The organism is Sorangium sp. So ce1014, assembly GCF_051521505.1.
GTDB lineage: Bacteria > Myxococcota_A > Polyangia > Polyangiales > Polyangiaceae > Sorangium.
In genome coordinates this window covers 10,496,317-10,512,115 of record NZ_CP150356.1, presented here as the reverse complement: position 1 = coordinate 10,512,115, position 15,799 = coordinate 10,496,317, and the positions used below count along the sequence as shown (strand labels likewise).

Below are 15,799 nucleotides of genomic sequence, written 5' to 3'. Positions count from 1 at the left end.
CCACGGCAGAGCCCGTCCATCCGAAAGGCCGCCGCGCGCGCCCCCTCGCCGCCGCAGGGGAATCTTTGCGGCGTCCGGTACTAAGCTGCGCGTGGCATGGTGGACGCTTCCCCGATCACCGCGGTCCTCGGCCCGACCAACACCGGCAAGACCCACCGCGCCATCGAGCGCATGCTCGCGCACGACTCGGGCATGATCGGCCTGCCGCTGCGGCTGCTCGCGCGCGAGGTCTACGATCGGGTGACCACCCGGGTCGGCGAGGCCCGCGTCGCGCTCGTGACCGGCGAGGAGAAGCGCGTGCCGAGGCGGCCGGATTACTGGGTGTGCACCGTCGAGGCGATGCCGACGGATCTGGAGGTCGACTTCCTCGCCATCGACGAGATCCAGCTCGCCGCGCACGACCAGCGCGGCCACGTGTTCACCGAGCGGCTGCTCCTCTCGCGCGGCCGGCGCGAGACGTGGTTCCTCGGCGCCGACACGATGCGGCCCCTCATGACCGAGCTCGTGCCCACCGCCAGGGTCGTCCAGCACCCGCGGCTCTCGCGGCTCGCGAGCGCCGGCGCCGGCAAGCTCTCGCGGCTGCCGCCGCGCAGCGCCGTCGTCGCGTTCTCGACCGCCCAGGTCTACGAGATCGCCGAGCGGCTGCGCGCGCAGCGAGGCGGCGCCGCGATCGTGCTCGGCGCGCTCTCGCCGCGCACGCGCAACGCGCAGGTCGCGCTGTTCCAGTCGGGCGAGGTCGACTACCTCGTCGCGACCGACGCGATCGGCATGGGGCTCAACCTCGACGTGCGCCACGTGGCGTTCGCGGCGCTGCGCAAGTTCGACGGGCGCGACGTGCGCGACCTCGACCCCGCCGAGCTCGCGCAGATCGCCGGCCGCGCGGGCAGGCACCTCGCGGACGGGACCTTCGGCACGGTCGCGCCGCTGTCGCTCCCCGACGGCGTCGCGGCCGCCATCGAGGCGCACCGCTTCCCGCCGCTGCGGCGGCTGCTCTGGCGCAGCAGCGAGCTCGATCCGAGCTCGATCGACGCGCTCCTCGCGTCGCTCCGGCAGCGGCCGCGCGCCCGCAGCCTGAAGCTCGTCGACGACGCCGAGGACACGGCCGCCCTGACGCGGCTCGCCGGGGACCCGGCGGTTCGAGCCCGCGCGCGCGGCAGCGAGGCGGTGGGGCTGCTCTGGGAGGTCTGCCGCATCCCCGATTTCCGCAAGCTCCTGTTCGAGTCGCACGTCGCGCTCCTCGCCGAGATCTACGGGCAGCTCTCGGGCCCGAGCGCGGCGCTCGACACCGACTGGATGGCGGCGCGGGTGGCCGAGATCGACGACGCGGGCGGCGACATCGACACGCTGATCACGCGGATCGCGTCGATCAGGACGTGGACCTACATCTCGAACCACGGCCGCTGGGTCCGCGACGCGGCGGCGTGGCAGGAGCGCACGCGGGCGATCGAGGACCGCCTGAGCGACGCGCTCCACGAGCGGCTCGTGCAGCGGTTCGTCGAGCGGGGCGGCGGCGCGGCGCGGGGCGCGCGGGCGCGGGCGCCCTCGGGCGCGCGCCGGGCCGAGGCGGAGCCGCCGCCGGCGGTGGAGGCGGGGCACCCGTTCGCGCGGATCGCGGCGCTGCGGGCGCTGCTCGCGCCGGGGCCGGCGGCGACGGCGCCCGAGGACGACCGGGCGCGCTGGGTCGAGGCGATCGTGGGGGCGCCGCACGAGCGCTTCTCCGTGGACGCGGGCGGGCGGATCGCCGACGGCGAGCAGCCGCTCGGGCAGCTCGCGCGCGGCCCGACGCTGCTCCTGCCCGACGTGCGGCTCGCGGAGCTCGAGGACCTCGGCGCGGGGGCGCGATCGCGCGTGCTCCGGCGGCTCGTGGCGTTCGCGCGCGATCTCGTCGAGGAGCTCCTCGGGCCGCTGCGATCGCCCGAGGTGCGCGCGCTCCCCGGCGCGGCGCGCGGGATCGTCTACCAGCTGGAGCAGGGGCTCGGGACGGCGGCGGCGCGCGACGCGGAGGAGCAGATCGCGGAGCTCGCGCCGGAGGACCTCGCGCTGCTGAAGGCGCGCGGCATCGAGGTGGGCGAGCGCGTGATCTACGTGCAGCAACTGCTCCGGCGCGGCGCGCTGGAGCGCCGCCTCGCGCTGTGCGCGGCCTGGTTCGGCCGGGGCTGCGTGCCCGCGTGCCCGGCCCCCGGCGCCGTGTCGGTGCCCGTCGCGCGGGGCGTGGATCCCAGGGCGTACGCGGCGATCGGCTACCCGGTGTTCGGGACGCGGGCGCTCCGCGCGGACGTGGCCGAGCGGGTGCACCGCGCGCTCGCGAGCGGCGAGCCGGCGGAGCGGCTCTCGGGCTGGATGGGGTGCCGGGCGCGGGAGGCGGTGGGGGTCGCGGCGTCGCTGCTGGGGTAGGAGAGGGGGCCGCGCTCACTCCACAGCCTGCGGGAGGCACGAGGATCGCCGTGCAGACGTCCCCTTTTCGGCATCACTGGCGCTCGGATCGAGGAACCTCTCGACGTCGCGAGGGGAGACGCGACGCGCGCGTTCGTCTAGAATCCCTTCTTCCGGAGGACGAACTGTCCGCCATCGGTCGGCGGAGCGTAGCTCTTTCCTGAAAAATCGAAGGCCGTTTCCCAGGCCCCGCTGACCCAGACGCCGCCTTTCGTATCGACCGCGACGTGCGTCAGACCGTTCGGGTTACCGGTCGCGAGCTCGACGCTCTCACCCTTCGTTCCGTCTGCCGCAAAGCGCGTGAGGCGCCCTCCTTTTGCATCTTCCTCCGTGCCGAGCCAGCCGAAGCGACCGGCCACGTAGCTTTGACCATCGCCGCCGAGGGCCAGCGCGTTGCCGAAATAGTCTGGTCCGCCGAGCCGGCTCGCCCAGTGCACAGTCTCACTGTCCTCGAAATCATAGAGGACAGACTCCGACCTTTCCTCGTCGAAGGTGTCCGTATGATCGAGGAAGGTCGATGTCGACGTCTGTGAGGCGAGGAGGAGGAGGCGTCCAGAGGCGGTCGACTTCAGGTCCTTCACATAGTCGAAGGTCGCCCCGCCAAAGCGGAGCGCGCGCAGAGGATCGCCGCTCTCCGGGTCGAGCCAGGCGAGCCAGCCGTTGTAGACAGCTGGGTCGTCCTGCCCTCCAGCCTTTTCGAGCTCTGTCTCTCCGATCGTGAGTATTCCAGTAAACGCGCCACCAGCCAGGATCTCACCGCCACGATTGAACGTGAGGGCAATCGTGTATCCCTGGCTGATGTCGTGCTCGAACGTCGTGCGCCAGATCTCTCCGAGGGTCGACCCAGAGAATTTCATGATCCGAGGTTTTTGTACGGATGCGTCGTCGTTGTACACGCCGAGGCCAACGACGACGTCGCCATTCGCGTCAACCGCCATCGTGCTCAGAGGAGAGCTGCCTTCGAGAGTGACTCTGGCCGCAAGGGCGATCGAGAAGTCGGGGTTCACCTTGACCAGATAAAACCCTTCCTCGACGGTCGTGAGAGTGAACTCGCCGAAGGTCATGTCCATGTAGAGCTGACCGGCGAGGAAGATCGAGCCCTGACGCCGTTTCACCTGCGCCCGCGCCTCCGGTGGACGCATCTCCGCCGGACGCGTTCTCCGCATTCGCCGCCGATCCGCCCGCTCGCCTCCAGCAGGTGGATCTCGCTTTCCCTTGCGTCCCTTGCGCTCTTGCGGTGTCCTCTCCAGGGATCACGTCGTTTGTGGCGGGGGATCGCATCGGAGGACGAGCATGGAGAGCTTCTCGCGGTGGACGATGGGGGTGTCTGGGCTCGGGCTGATCGTGGCCCTGACGGGAGCCGCCGGCTGCCTCGGCACGGTTGAGGGGGAGGACGCAGCGCTGGCCGAGCCGATCGCGGCGGGGGCGCAAGCGCTGACCGGGTGGCAGTGCGCGGCGTGCGTCAGCGGTGAATACACGCACTCGGTGTCGCTGAGCCAGGGCAGCGCGCTCGGCTGCGCGAACGGCGAGGCCTACCGCTGCGAGCTCATCCCCTGGGCCACGCGGGCGTCCTTCGCGCATTGCGGCGCCCCCGTCGCCTGTCCGCCCGGCTGGTACGTGAGCGGCTCGCAGAGCGGGCCGAGCTACTGCGCCGGGATCTACGATCGGATCTCGTGTGGTGCGGTGCCGTACCCGAGCGGGGCTTACGCGACGTGCGACCCGATCTGCTATCCTGGCTTTGCCGAGACGGTGGTGAATGCCGGCGTGCCGAGCTGTGATTACCAGGACAAGCGCACCTGCGTGAAGTGAGCGGCGCGAGGCGCGTGCGTCGCGTCTACGGTCGGTCCGCGGGGCTCGCCGCCCGCGTCGGTCCTGCGGCGAGCGTGAGGTAGCCGAGGAGCGCGTCGGAGATCGCCCGCCGGAGAGCGCCGTCCTCGACGCCCGGGGGCGGATCGAGGGCCGCCGCGTGGACGAGCTCCTCGAACATGCGCAGGACCACGTAGGTGGCGAGATCGAGATCCGGCTGGACGATCTCCGCGCTGTGGCGCGCCAGCAGCTGCCGGGTGCGGTCGAGGACCGCCCGGCTGGCCTCGCTCAGCGCGCGTTGTTGCTCCAGCGTCGGGAGATCGGCGTGGAGGAGCCGCTGCAGGCGCGGCTCTGTCCGGTGGACCTCGAGGCTCCTCGCGACGAGCCTCTCCGTCGCCTCCCGCAGCGAGAGGGCGCCGGCCGCCGCGCCGACCTGGTCGAGGATTCGCACCATGTGGCGCACGTGGCGCTCGTGGAGCGCGGTGACGAGGGCGTCCTTGTTCGGGAAGTACTGGTAAACCGACCCGACGCTCACCCCCGCGACCCTGGCGACCTCGTTCGTGTTCGCCCCGTCGTAGCCGTGCGCGTCGAAAACGCGAGCTGCGGCCTCGACGATGGTCTCGACGAGGAAGCGTGAGCGCGCCTGGCGAGGCTCTTTGCGCGGCTTCTGCGGGCTCTTCATCGTCGCTCTTCCCAACGCGAGTCACCGCGATCCTGCGGATCGCTAGACTGGCCGTTCATGATCACCTCGAACGCATTCCCGCGCAATCTGCTCCCGCCGGTCCTCCTCCTCGTCGTGGTGGCGGTCATGTGGCTGACGCACGCCCTCCTGCCGCGCGCGTCGGTGCTCCCGGCGCCGGTTCGACTGTCGGGCCTCCTGCCGCTCGCGGCCGGCGTCGCCGTGGCGATCGCGGCGCGCGCGCAGTTCGCGCGGGCCGCGACGGAGATCAACACCTTTGCCGAGCCGACGCGGCTCGTGACCGATGGGCTCTTCCGGTGGTCCAGGAATCCGATGTACCTCGGGATGGGCCTCGCCGCCGTGGGCATGTCGATGCTGAGCGGCGCGGCGACGTCTTTCCTGCTCGCGGCCGTCTTCGTCGCGGTCGTCGACCGCTGGTACATCGCGTTCGAGGAGCGGCGAATGCGCGCCCGGTTCGGCGTTGCGTACGAGACCTACGCTCGGTCGACGCGGCGCTGGGTCTGACGGGGCGCGCCGCCCGAGGGGCCGTCCCTCGCAGCGCGCGTGGATGCGGGCCCGGATTTGGGTGCAGCGGCCGAGCGAAAGGAAGTAGAAGAGGCTGCAGGGCGTAAGGGGTGAGAGAGGGAAGAGAGGGGCGCTGGATGACAGGCATGCTTCGCGAGGTGCTGCGGCTCGGTTGCGCGGCGACCGTGGTGTTCATGGCGGCGCAGGCGGCCGCCATGCAGCCGGCGCCCGGCGCCCCGCCGCCGGCCGACGTCTCGCCGCCCGGACCTCCCCCGCCGCCCCCGGCGTGGTCGAGGAGCCCGGCCCCCTACCCGTGGCAGCCCGGGAGCGCTCCCGCGCTCGAGCAGCCCAGGTCGGAGCGCGTCTGGTACGGCTGGCAGCACCTCATCGTGCTCGGCGGGACCCTCGCGCTCTTGCCCATCGCCGTCGCCACGGAGAGCGAGCCGCTCGCGTGGCTGACCGCCGGCTCCTTCGTGCTCGGCGGTCCGGTCATCCACTGGGCCAACGGCCACCTCGGCAAGGGCTTCGCCAGCCTCGGCCTCAGCGCCGGCGGCACGGTCGGCGGTGGCATGGTCGGCCTGCTCATCGGCAGCACTTCGGACTCCCGCGGCGGGTGGGACGCGTTCTTTGGCCTGCTCATCGGCAGCAGCCTCGGGCTGCTCACGGCCAACATCGTCGACATCGCCGTCCTCCAGTACGAGGAGCCCACGACGACCGAGAGCTACGATTACATCCGCCTCCGCTCGCCGCGACTCCGGCTCGCGCCGCACGTCGGCCTCGCGCCGGACCGTGCCACCTTCGGCCTCGGCGGCGCCTTCTGAGGGGGCAGCGGCGCCGGGCGTGCGCCGCCGGCGCGGCGCCGTGAGCGCCTGCGGGGGGAGGCGCGTGGGCCCCGGAGCGGCGCTTCGACCTGGCTCGGCCGCGGCGGCGGTGTAGCATCCGCGCGTGTTCATTCCGAGATCAGGTGCACGACGGCTCGCGCTCGCCGCGCTCGTCGCGCTCGTCGCGTGCGGCGGCGCGGAGCGGCAGGATCCCCAGTTCGCGGACGCTTCCTCGGTCCCGCTCCCCGGCCCGCCCGGCGCCGCCCCGCTCGACGGTCCCGGCGGCGAGCCGGGTGAGCTGCCCGGCGTGAACACGACCGAGCTCGTCCGCCGCGAGCGTCACACGTGGTGGCAGCTCGTCTCGCAGCTCTACGCGCCTTGCTCCGATCAGGCGGTGTCGCTCGCGCAGTGCGTCCGCGAGTCGCGCCCCTGCGCGGCCTGCGTGCCGGCCGCGCAGCTCGTCGCCGACAAGATCCGCGGCGGGGCGAGCGCCGCCGAGGCGCAGGCCGCGTACGGTGTGCGGTTCGGTCCGAACGTGAAGAAGATCGACCTCGCCGACTCACCGTCCCGGGGGCCGGAGCGCGCGCCGGTCCAGATCGTTGTGTGGTCGGACTTCGAGTGCCCCTCCTGCGGCCGCGCGGTCCCGCTCCTCGACGAGGTGCTCGAGCGCCACGCGCCGAACGTCCGGCTTGTCCACAAGGTGTACCCGCTGCGGTCGCACGCGCACGCCGAGCCCGCGGCGCGCGCCGCCATCGCGGCGCACGCGCAGGGCCGCTACTGGCAGATGGAGCGCCTCCTGTTCGAGAACCAGCAGCGGCTCGAGGAGAAGGACCTGCTCGGCTATGCGCAGAAGGTCGGCCTCGACATGGCCCGCTTCCGCGCCGACATGGCCGGCGAGGCCGCCGCCCGGGTGATCGCGCGCGACAAGGCCGAGGCCGACCGCGCCGGGCTCTCGGGGACGCCGTTCATCGTCGTCAATGGGCGGGAGTTCGATCTGGCGCTGTTCAGCCTGCAGGGAGAGCTCGATCGGTGGATCGAGACGGAGCTCGCGATCCTCCGCGGGGGCGGCGCTCCGTGAGCTCCGCCGGCCCCGCCGCCGGCGTCACCTCCTCGATCCCCTTTGCCCGGCACACAGGCCCGTTCAGCTGGGCCGATTCGCCTTCTCGGGCGCCGTCTGGCCGCCGCCCGCGCTCGTCGCCTGTCCGCCGGCCATCTGCGCCGTGGACCCGCCGCCGGTCTTGATCTCCACCGTGCGGCCGCGCTGCTGCTGTTGCGGCAGCTTGAGGCAGACCTCGAGGACGCCGTTCTCGAACCTGGCGTCCACGTCGTCGGGCTGCACGCCCTCGGGCAGCGGGATGGAGCGCATGAACGAGCCATAGCTGCGCTCGCTGTAGCTCACGCCCTCGCGCTGCTCCTGCTGCTCCTGCCGGCGCTCCCCCTGGATGATCAGGGCGTCGTCCTGGAGCTCCACCCGGATGTCCTCCTTCGTCACGCCCGGGAGATCGGCCTTCACGAGGAGCTGCCCGCCGCGCTCGCCCACCTCGATGCGCGGCGCCCAGAGTCCGCCACCGAAGGACGAGAGACCCCGCTCGCCGCCCTGCTCGATCGCACGGGACTGCCTGAACGGCGACAGAATCCCACCGATGCCGAAGTCCTCGAACATGCGATCCATGTCCTCCATCACCCGGCGCATCATCGTGAACGGGCTGAAGACCCCGCCCGCCGTGCCGTACTGTCCCAGCTGACCACCCCCTTGCTGGCGCTGCAGCCCGGTGGACTGACCACCGGCCCCCTGAGACGATGTCTGGCTCGTCGCCTGGCTGCCAGCCTTGCCCTGCTGCGACCTGGCCACAGGAACGTCTTGACCCGCCTGCTGACGCTGCTGTTCCGCCATGGGAACCTCCTTTCAATCAGGAACCATCCAGTATCCAGTAACCATCACAAATGTAATGCCGCCATCACCCTCGCGAAAGGGCACGATGTTCAGATCCGGCCACCGCCGCGCCCGGGAGCCCGGCTATCGCCACCGCAGGACGATCTCGACGAAACGGTTGAGGCTGTACGGCTTCTGCAGCACCGGACGGCCGAGATCGGACTCGCGCAGCCCCGCCTTCCCGTACCCGGTCATGAAGACGTACGGGATGCCTCGCTCCCTCAGGATGTCGGCCACGGCATAGACCTTCTCGCCGGCGATGTTGATGTCCAGGCTCGCCCCATCCATCTCCGCCTCGCGGGCCAGGCGGAGCGCGTCCCGCATGGTCAACGCCGGGCCGATCACCACGCAGCCGAGATCGGTCAAGACATCTTCCAGCGATGAGGCGATCATGGGCTCGTCCTCGACGATGAGGATACGCAGCCCCTGCAGCTCGTTCGGGCTCTCCGGATCCGGGGTCATCCTGCGATCACGCGCTCCAGCGGCAGGTACATCACGCAGCGCACGCCCTCGGGCAGGAAGTCGAGGTGCACTTCCGTGGCGAGCTGGCGCTGCAGGTCCCGTTCGATCAGGCGCGAGCCGAAGCCCCTGCGGCGCGGCGGCCGGACAGGCGGTCCGTTCGTCTCCTGCCATTCCAGGCGGAGCAGCGGCTCGTGCCCCTGTGCGCTCACGTTCCATGTGACCGCCACGCAGCCGGACGGCTGCGACAGCGCCCCGTACTTGGCCGCGTTGGTCGCCAGCTCGTGGAAGGCCATGCCGAGCGTCACCGCCGCCTCCGGCCGGAGGCGCAGGTCCTCGCCGGCCACGCGAACGCGATCGGCCTCGCAACAGGCGTGCGGCGCCAGCTCCGCGCACACGATGTCGCGGAGGCCGGCGCCCTGCCAGGAGGTCTCATTCAGCACGTTGTGGGTCTGGGACAGGGCCAGGAGCCGGGCCAGGAACGCGTCCGTGAACGCCCCGGGCGAGTCCGCCATGCGGAGCGTCTGCACGGCGATCGCCTGCACGATCGCCAGCGTGTTCTTCACCCGATGGTTCAGCTCGTTCAGCAGGAGCCTCTGGCGCTCCTCCGCCTGCTTGCGCTCGCTGACGTCGAGGATGAACGCCACCCCCTGGGCTTCCGACCCCTCGAATCGCGCCCCGCCGAGCAGCACCGGGACGCGGCTGCCGTCCTTCCGGAAGAACTCCTTCTCGAAAGGCTGGAACTGACCCGTCGAGCGGATCTCGTCGAGCGCCCGCTGGGTTACCGCATGAAACTCCGGTGGCGTGCTCGCTGACCACTGGATCGTCTCCGAGACCAGCTCCTGCCGGCCGTAGCCGAGCATGGCCAGAAACGCGTCGTTCGCGTCGGTGATCCTGCCGTCGAGGTCCCAGAAGGCGATCCCGATGATGTTGGAGTCCACAAGGCGCCGGATCCGCGCTTCCCTCTCTCGCAGCGCCTGCTCCGCCCGCTTTCGCTCGCTGTTCTCTCGCTGGAGCTGGGTATAGAGACGAGCGTTCTCCAGCGAGATGGCGGACTGGGAGGCCAGGTGCTCCAGCATCGCGATGCTATCGGCGGTGAAGGCGCGCGGGGTCAGGTTGTTCTCCAGATAAAGCACGCCCACGAGCGTGCCCTGCTTCACCATGGCGAGGCAGAGCACCGAGCGGGGGCGCCGCTCGCGCACGTAGGCGTCGTCCGAGAACTGGTTGGGCACGGCGGCGTCGTCCAGGATCACGCTCTCGCGCGTGCGAATCACATAGTGGAGGATGGCGAGCGGGAGATCGGCCGGCGCGATGGGCGCCTGCCGGAGGGCGACCTCGACCCGGCCGCGCCGGGTGACGACCTCGGCCTCGATCTCGTGCTCGGCGTCGCGGGGGCGGATCAGCAGGCCTCGCTCGGCGCCCGCGTGCTCGACAACGATCGTCAGCAGCGTCTCGATGAGCCGGTCGAGGATCAGCTCGCCCGAGACCGCCTGCGAGGCCTTGAGCACGGTGGTGACGTCGAGCTCCGGGTGCGAGGTGTGCGGGACGTGCGGGGCGTCGAACCGAGGGGCAGGCCCCGAAGCGGCCTGCCTGCGCATCGCCTCCGGCCGGAGCGCGTGCGGGAAGTCCCTCTCGAGGCGACGCATCGGCCGCGCGGCGCCCCAGCGCCCGTAGAGCCTGTGCGCCTCGGCCATGTAGGCACACGCGACGAAGGTCCTGCCCAGATCGAGGTAATGGCGGGCGCAGAGCTCGTTGGCCAGCGCCGCGTCGTGCAGGAATCGACCCTCCAGCGCGGCCGTGATCCCCAGATCGTACAGGGCGCCCGCGCCCTCGCGCTGCTCGCTTCGGGCGAGCTCGGCCTCCAGGAGCAAGGCGCGGTGACGGTGGCTCTCCGGGCCGAGGGCTGCCCAGGACCCCACCTTGCGCACGCACTCCCTGAGCCGCGCGAGGTACACCTCCCGGAGCGCGGGGGCGGCGGTCTCGGCGGCCCGGGAGAAGGCCAGGCCGCCGTAGAAATAATAGCAAGGGCTCGCGTGCCACGCGGCGAGCATTCCGAGGCTGCCCGGATCGGTCGAGCCCCAGAGCCCGGCCACCTCCTCGTACGCGCCATCGAAGACGCCGGCGAGGACCTTGAAGATGTTCAGGAAGTAGAGGGACGCGCGGTTGTCGATGCGCCGGGCCTCCTCGGCGACGGCGTCGATGTCGACCCATGCGCCGCGCGTCCAGTCGCCCCCGGACGGCGCGCCGAGGTGCTCGCAGAGCTGCGCGACCGCCCCGACCATCCACGTGATCGTGTTGAACTTGTCGAGCTTGCAGAGCGGCACGTACAGCCTCGCCTCCTCGACGACGTCGTGGAGGTGCGCCCCGCGAAGCAGGCCGTTCATGCTCGCGTTGCACGCATTGTAGAAGGCCCAGATGTATTGCCCCGTCTCGATGCCGGCGTGGATGCCCTTGCGCAGGGAGGCCTTCGAGCGCTCGTACGGGTCCATCCAGTGCTGGACCCACGCCCCCCACATGTTGCACAGCATCGACTCGGTCTTCGCGTCCGGGTGGCGCTCGTTCAGGCGGATCGCCGCCCGCCCGAACTCGTAGCCCTTCTCGATGTCGAGCCCGGCGCAGAGGAGCGTCCCGAAATTCACGTAGGCGTAGGTCGAGCTCTTCGAGATGCCGTGGCTCAGCGAGCTCTGGAGCGCCTTCATCACCGTGATGCCGAAGTTGTTCGTGCCGAGCTGGTAGGTCGGCGAGAACATCTCCTGAAGGAGGTCCCGGAAGGCGGCGATCTCGGGGTCGTCCAGCGCGGGCAAATCGACGAGAGAGGCGATGGGCCGGTCGCCGATCATCGCGAGGGTCCGAGCGAGCTCGGCGGCGAGCGCGCCGTCGTCCGGATAGGGCGGCAGGTGGATGTCGTACGCGCGGAGCGCGACGAGCCCCTCGTCCATGGCGGCAGGCAGATCGTTCTTCAGGATCTCCACCTTCATCTTCAGGCGCCGCACCTCCGTCTTGTGACGGCGCCCCGCCGCCCTGTCGAAGGTGCCCGTGAGGGTCGCGAGCGCGTCGTCGTGCCGCCCGCACAGCGACTCCAGCAATCCCTTCTTCGTGTGATAGACGAACGCCAGATCGTAATCGGAGATCCACGCGTCGTCAGGCAGCATGGCCATGCCGTGCTCCAGGTACTTCAGGGCCGCGGTGAAGGCCGCCGACTCCTCGGCTCGCCCGGCGGCCTTCAGGTTGAGCCTGGCCGACTCGACGCGCTCCTCCGGGGCGTGGATCAGCTCGCCCGCGCTGTTCAGGTGATTGACGACGTCGAACAGGTCGTGCCCCGTGCCGGAGCGCAGCTTGCCGAGCAGGAGCCTCCCGATCCGGTAGTGGAACGCCGGCCTGTCGCGCTCCGGGATCAGCGCGTATGCGGCCTCCTGGATCTTGTCGTGCGCGAAGCGAAACTGCTCGTTCACGCTCACGATCAAGCCCTCGCCGAGGGCGTGGTCGAGGCTCGCGTACGTCTCCTCGGGGGCGCGCTCGCTGACGGTGTTCAGGACGTCCAGCTCGAACGTGTTGCCGATCGCCGAGGCCAGCCGGAGCACCCGCTGCGTCGCCTGCGGCAGGCGCCGGAGGGTCTCCGCCATGAGGCTCAGCACGTTGTCTGTGCACTCCAGCCGCTCGATGTGCCGCAGATCCCAGCCCCAGCCGCTCGCCGGATCGAAGACAAGCACCTTCGCGTCGTGAAGGTGCCTCATGAACTGCTTCACGAAGAACGGATTGCCTCCGGTCTTCTTCAGGACCGCGCCCGCGAGGGGGCCTCCGTCGCCGATCTGGAGGCTGTCGTCGACGAGCTCGATCAGGTGGGCGAGGCCGAGGGGCTCGAGGACGATGCTCCGCGCCCCGAGGCCGCTCCTCTCGAGCTCCTCCAGCGCGACGAGGAAGGGGTGGGTAGGGCTCACCTCGTTGTCGCGGTACGCGCCGCAGAAGAAGAGCGACTCCACGCTCTCCTTCGCGAGGATGCTCGCGATCAGGCTGAGGCTGGCCGAGTCCACCCATTGCAGATCGTCGAGGAACAGGGCCAGCGGGTGGGCGTGCCGCGCGAACACGGAGACGAAGTTCTGGAAGTAGAGGATGAAGCGATTCTGGGCCTCGACGGGGCCGAGCGCGGCGACGGGCGGCTGCTCGCCGATGATGTGCTTCAAGGACGGGAGGACATCGCAGAGGACCTGCCCGTTGCTCCCCAGCGCGTCCAGGATGGCGCCGCGCCACGTCGTGATCCGCTCCTCGCTCTCGGAGAGGAGCTGCTTGATGAGCGCGTCGAACGCCTGGACGATGGCGCTGTACGGCGTGTCGCGGTTGTACTGATCGTATTTCCCGCTGATGTAATAGCCCTTCTCGCGGGCCAGCGGCTTCAGGATCTCCTGCACGAGCGACGACTTGCCGATGCCCGAATAGCCCGAGACGAGGACGATCGTGCGCTTTCCCCGGAGCACGTCGTCGAACGAATCGATGAGCGCCTGGATGTCCCCTTCGCGACCGTAGAGCTTCTGGTGGAGCCGGAAGAGGTCTCTCCTGTCGCACCGACCGGGGCTGAACGCCCCCACCTCGCCGCCGCTTCGCCACCGCGACCGGAGCTCTTCCAGATCGGCCCTCAGCGCCTCGGCGCACTGGTAGCGGTCTTCAGCGTTCTTGCTGAGGAGCTTCATCGTGATGGCGGAGAGCGCGCCGGGCACCTCCGGGTTGATCTCCGACGGCGGGACGGGCTCCACGGCGATGTGGGCGTGCATCAGCTCGAGCGGGTCCATCGCCTCGAATGGCCTCCGCCCGGTGAGCATCTCGAAGAGCACGACGCCGAGCGAGTACATGTCGGTGCGGTAGTCGACGCCGCGGTTCATGCGGCCTGTCTGCTCGGGCGACGCGTAAGGGAGCACCTCCGAGAGGACGCGGTGGGAATAGATCGCCTCCTTCTCGCGCGTCACGAGGGAATCCACCCCGAAGCCGGTGAGCTTCACCTGACCGTCGTCTCCGAGCAGGATGTTCGGAGGCCTCACGTCGCCGTGGATGAGGCCGAGCCGGTGGATGTCGGCCAGGGCCTCGGCCACCGGGATCACGGTGTCGAGCGCCGCGCAGGCGTCGAGCTCGCCTGTCGCCGCCGCGGAGATCGTCGCGGACAGCGGGGCGCCCGGGAAATACTCGGTGAGGAGCATCAGGCCATCTCCGTGCTCCTCGACGGCGTGCACCTTGAGGACCCTCGCCGAGTCGATGCGCGCGATGAGGCGGTAGGCGTGCTTGAAGCGCAGGATGTCGCCGATCCGCGTGTAATCGGCGTAGAGCATCTTCATCGCCACCTCGAGCCCGTCGGCGTCGCGGCGGGCCCGGTACGTGGCGGAGCCCGCGCCCTCGCCGGTCTTCGCCGTGATGTGATGCCCTTTGATGTGCGTTGTCCTCGGCTGGATCGGAGCGTGTGTCATCGGGCTGTCCTCGCGCTCGCCGCCCCGGTCCCGCCTGGACAGCTCCGCGCCGGGAGCCTTGCGCTGCAGCCGCTACGGTCCGCCATGGCGCACGGGCAGCACCGGCCGCGCTCGTCGCTGTCCCGGCGAGATCTCGGCCAACGTCGCTCGCCAGCCGGCCGCCAGCGGCCGCGGTCCGCCGTCCGCATGGCGCCCCCCCAGGCGCAACGCGGCGAGCGTCCTGAACAGCAGACCGATTCCGTGCCTGGGACGTGCCCCCACATTGCTTGCGTATGAGCCTTCCGCACGCCCTGTCAACCTGGCGATCGATGCCAGCGGTGGTGAGTCATCGAATCTGCTGCTCGATTTGTTGAGCCGTCGTTCGTCGAGACGGTCGTGCCCCCATCCGGCTCCTCGCGCCGCCGGACGCGGCCGAACGCGTCGCGCGTCGTGCCCGTGACCGCGCCGCCCGGCGCGGTGACCGTGTACAGCGCGCCGCCCGGCGCCGTACTCGGAGCGCGTGACCCCGAGCGCCGCGTCGGTGACGGCCACCAGTCGTCCCGGCGCATCCTTCTCGACCACAGTCACGTAATCCAGGGCCTCGGTGACCTCGACGCAAGCGTCTATGTATCGTATGTTGTGCAAAACGTATGCTTTCCGGTGGCGCGGCTTCCGAGTCCTTGGATGAACTCAGTGTGTCCACCAGGTCTCGTGCAGATGGCACTGGTGGTCACGCTTCATCGGAGCTCATTTTCTACAGCCCGTACCAGATCACCTGGATCCTCGAGCGCCACGATGGCCTCATAAATGGCCTCGTGAAGTTGTCCTGGCTCATCAGTCAAGGCGAACACCAAGGCTGACACTGCACAGTTCTTCGAGAAGAGCTGTAGGGCTTCCGACTTCTTGGATTCGTCCCCCTCTTCGTCCGCCTCGTCCCAGAGCCGGAGATATTCGTCATCGAAACGGGCTGCCAACTTTTCGAGCTGTTCACGAACGACAGCCATTGCGGGCGTCCCACTACGAAGCGTTTCGAGAGCACTAATGATCTCTTGGCCTGTAAGACCCGCCGACGAAGCGGCAAGCTCGCAGGCAACCAGGGCTGCTCGGCGGCACTTGATCGGTGATGCTTTGCGGAAGCTCTCGGCTAACGCTGGAGATACGGAATCGAGTCTAAAGATCGGCATCATGGCACCTTCAGGGGAGTCACCGGTCGCGCTCCGGCTCCTTCGATTAGGGCCGCACAAGCAGGACAGATCGGACGAGTCGCCCCGACTTCTACGAGACGCAAGCCGTTCTGCTGCGCGAAGCTCACGATGTCCGCCTCCGCATGACCGAGTCCCCGTGCAAGCGCCTCGCCCGGCATGAGGGTCACACCCGGCCTGAGCCGGCCACGAGGTTCGCTGGTCCCGATAAGCACGCGCTGTACGCCGCTAGCATCTTCCGCCAGCCCGACGCCCATCGTGATTCGTCCCTGTTGAGCCGATGGTATCGCACTCCGAAGCTCACTGACCCTCGCGACCGTTCCACCCCTTACGGCCCCTGCCGCAGCAACCGACTCCTCCGCGAGCGCCCCCAACCCCCTCCCCATCCCGAAGACGGTGGCCGCCGCGAGGATCACCGACCTCGTCCCCGCCGCGCCCGCTGCCCGGTAGTCGCCTCGGTCGATCGCGAGCGCCGTGTCCGCGGCGCCCTGCCCGATGTGGAAGAGCGGGTT

11 protein-coding genes are annotated in these 15,799 nt (G+C 70.1%); 5 read left to right on the top strand and 6 right to left on the bottom strand.

Translation table 11 applies throughout. The features are described 5' to 3' along the window. Positions 1-96 precede the first annotated feature (96 nt). The gene (locus WME75_RS39875; RefSeq protein WP_437481850.1) at positions 97-2,394 is read left to right on the top strand and encodes a helicase-related protein; all 2,298 of its coding nucleotides are present in this window, start codon (positions 97-99) and stop codon (positions 2,392-2,394) included. Between the two features lie 137 nt (positions 2,395-2,531). Here the strand turns inward: WME75_RS39875 and WME75_RS39870 are convergent, their stop codons facing one another. Beyond that, positions 2,532-3,575 carry a hypothetical protein gene (locus tag WME75_RS39870; protein ID WP_437481848.1) on the bottom strand — a complete coding sequence of 348 codons (1,044 nt, stop codon included), beginning with the start codon at positions 3,573-3,575 and terminating at the stop codon, positions 2,532-2,534. Positions 3,576-3,726: 151 nt separating this feature from the next. On the opposite strand from WME75_RS39870, the gene WME75_RS39865 reads away from it, so the two are divergent. Further along, positions 3,727-4,242, top strand: coding sequence for a hypothetical protein (locus WME75_RS39865; protein WP_437481847.1), 516 nt, complete (start codon positions 3,727-3,729; stop codon positions 4,240-4,242). 25 nt (positions 4,243-4,267) lie between these two features. Here WME75_RS39865 and WME75_RS39860 read toward each other — a convergent pair whose 3' ends face one another. Beyond that, positions 4,268-4,921: a TetR/AcrR family transcriptional regulator gene (locus WME75_RS39860; RefSeq protein ID WP_437481846.1), complete on the bottom strand. Its 654-nt coding sequence runs from the start codon at positions 4,919-4,921 to the stop codon at positions 4,268-4,270. A gap of 57 nt (positions 4,922-4,978) precedes the next feature. Here WME75_RS39860 and WME75_RS39855 point away from each other — a divergent pair, with 57 nt between their 5' ends. The 3 genes from WME75_RS39855 (at position 4,979) to WME75_RS39845 (ending at position 7,342) form a co-directional block, all read left to right on the top strand. Beyond that, the gene (locus tag WME75_RS39855) at positions 4,979-5,443 is read left to right on the top strand and encodes a methyltransferase family protein (RefSeq protein WP_437481845.1); all 465 of its coding nucleotides are present in this window, start codon (positions 4,979-4,981) and stop codon (positions 5,441-5,443) included. Between the two features lie 137 nt (positions 5,444-5,580). Next, positions 5,581-6,264: a hypothetical protein gene (locus WME75_RS39850; protein ID WP_437481844.1), complete on the top strand. Its 684-nt coding sequence runs from the start codon at positions 5,581-5,583 to the stop codon at positions 6,262-6,264. Positions 6,265-6,388: 124 nt separating this feature from the next. Then, entirely contained in the window at positions 6,389-7,342 is a 954-nt protein-coding gene (locus WME75_RS39845; protein ID WP_437481843.1) for a DsbA family protein, read from the top strand. Positions 7,343-7,405: 63 nt separating this feature from the next. Here WME75_RS39845 and WME75_RS39840 read toward each other — a convergent pair whose 3' ends face one another. The 4 genes from WME75_RS39840 to WME75_RS39825 form a co-directional block, all read right to left on the bottom strand. Continuing rightward, positions 7,406-8,158: an Hsp20/alpha crystallin family protein gene (locus tag WME75_RS39840; RefSeq protein ID WP_437481842.1), complete on the bottom strand. Its 753-nt coding sequence runs from the start codon at positions 8,156-8,158 to the stop codon at positions 7,406-7,408. 123 nt (positions 8,159-8,281) lie between these two features. Then, on the bottom strand, positions 8,282-8,659 hold the full coding sequence (locus tag WME75_RS39835; protein WP_437481841.1) for a response regulator: 378 nt from the start codon (positions 8,657-8,659) through the stop codon (positions 8,282-8,284). Further along, positions 8,656-14,106 (bottom strand): AAA family ATPase, encoded by a 5,451-nt coding sequence (locus WME75_RS39830; RefSeq protein WP_437481840.1) that lies wholly within the window; start codon positions 14,104-14,106, stop codon positions 8,656-8,658. The genes WME75_RS39835 and WME75_RS39830 overlap by 4 nt, the downstream gene beginning before the upstream one ends. A 716-nt stretch (positions 14,107-14,822) precedes the next feature. Then, on the bottom strand, positions 14,823-15,272 hold the full coding sequence (locus WME75_RS39825; RefSeq protein ID WP_437481839.1) for a hypothetical protein: 450 nt from the start codon (positions 15,270-15,272) through the stop codon (positions 14,823-14,825). Between the last annotated feature and the right edge of the window lie 527 nt (positions 15,273-15,799).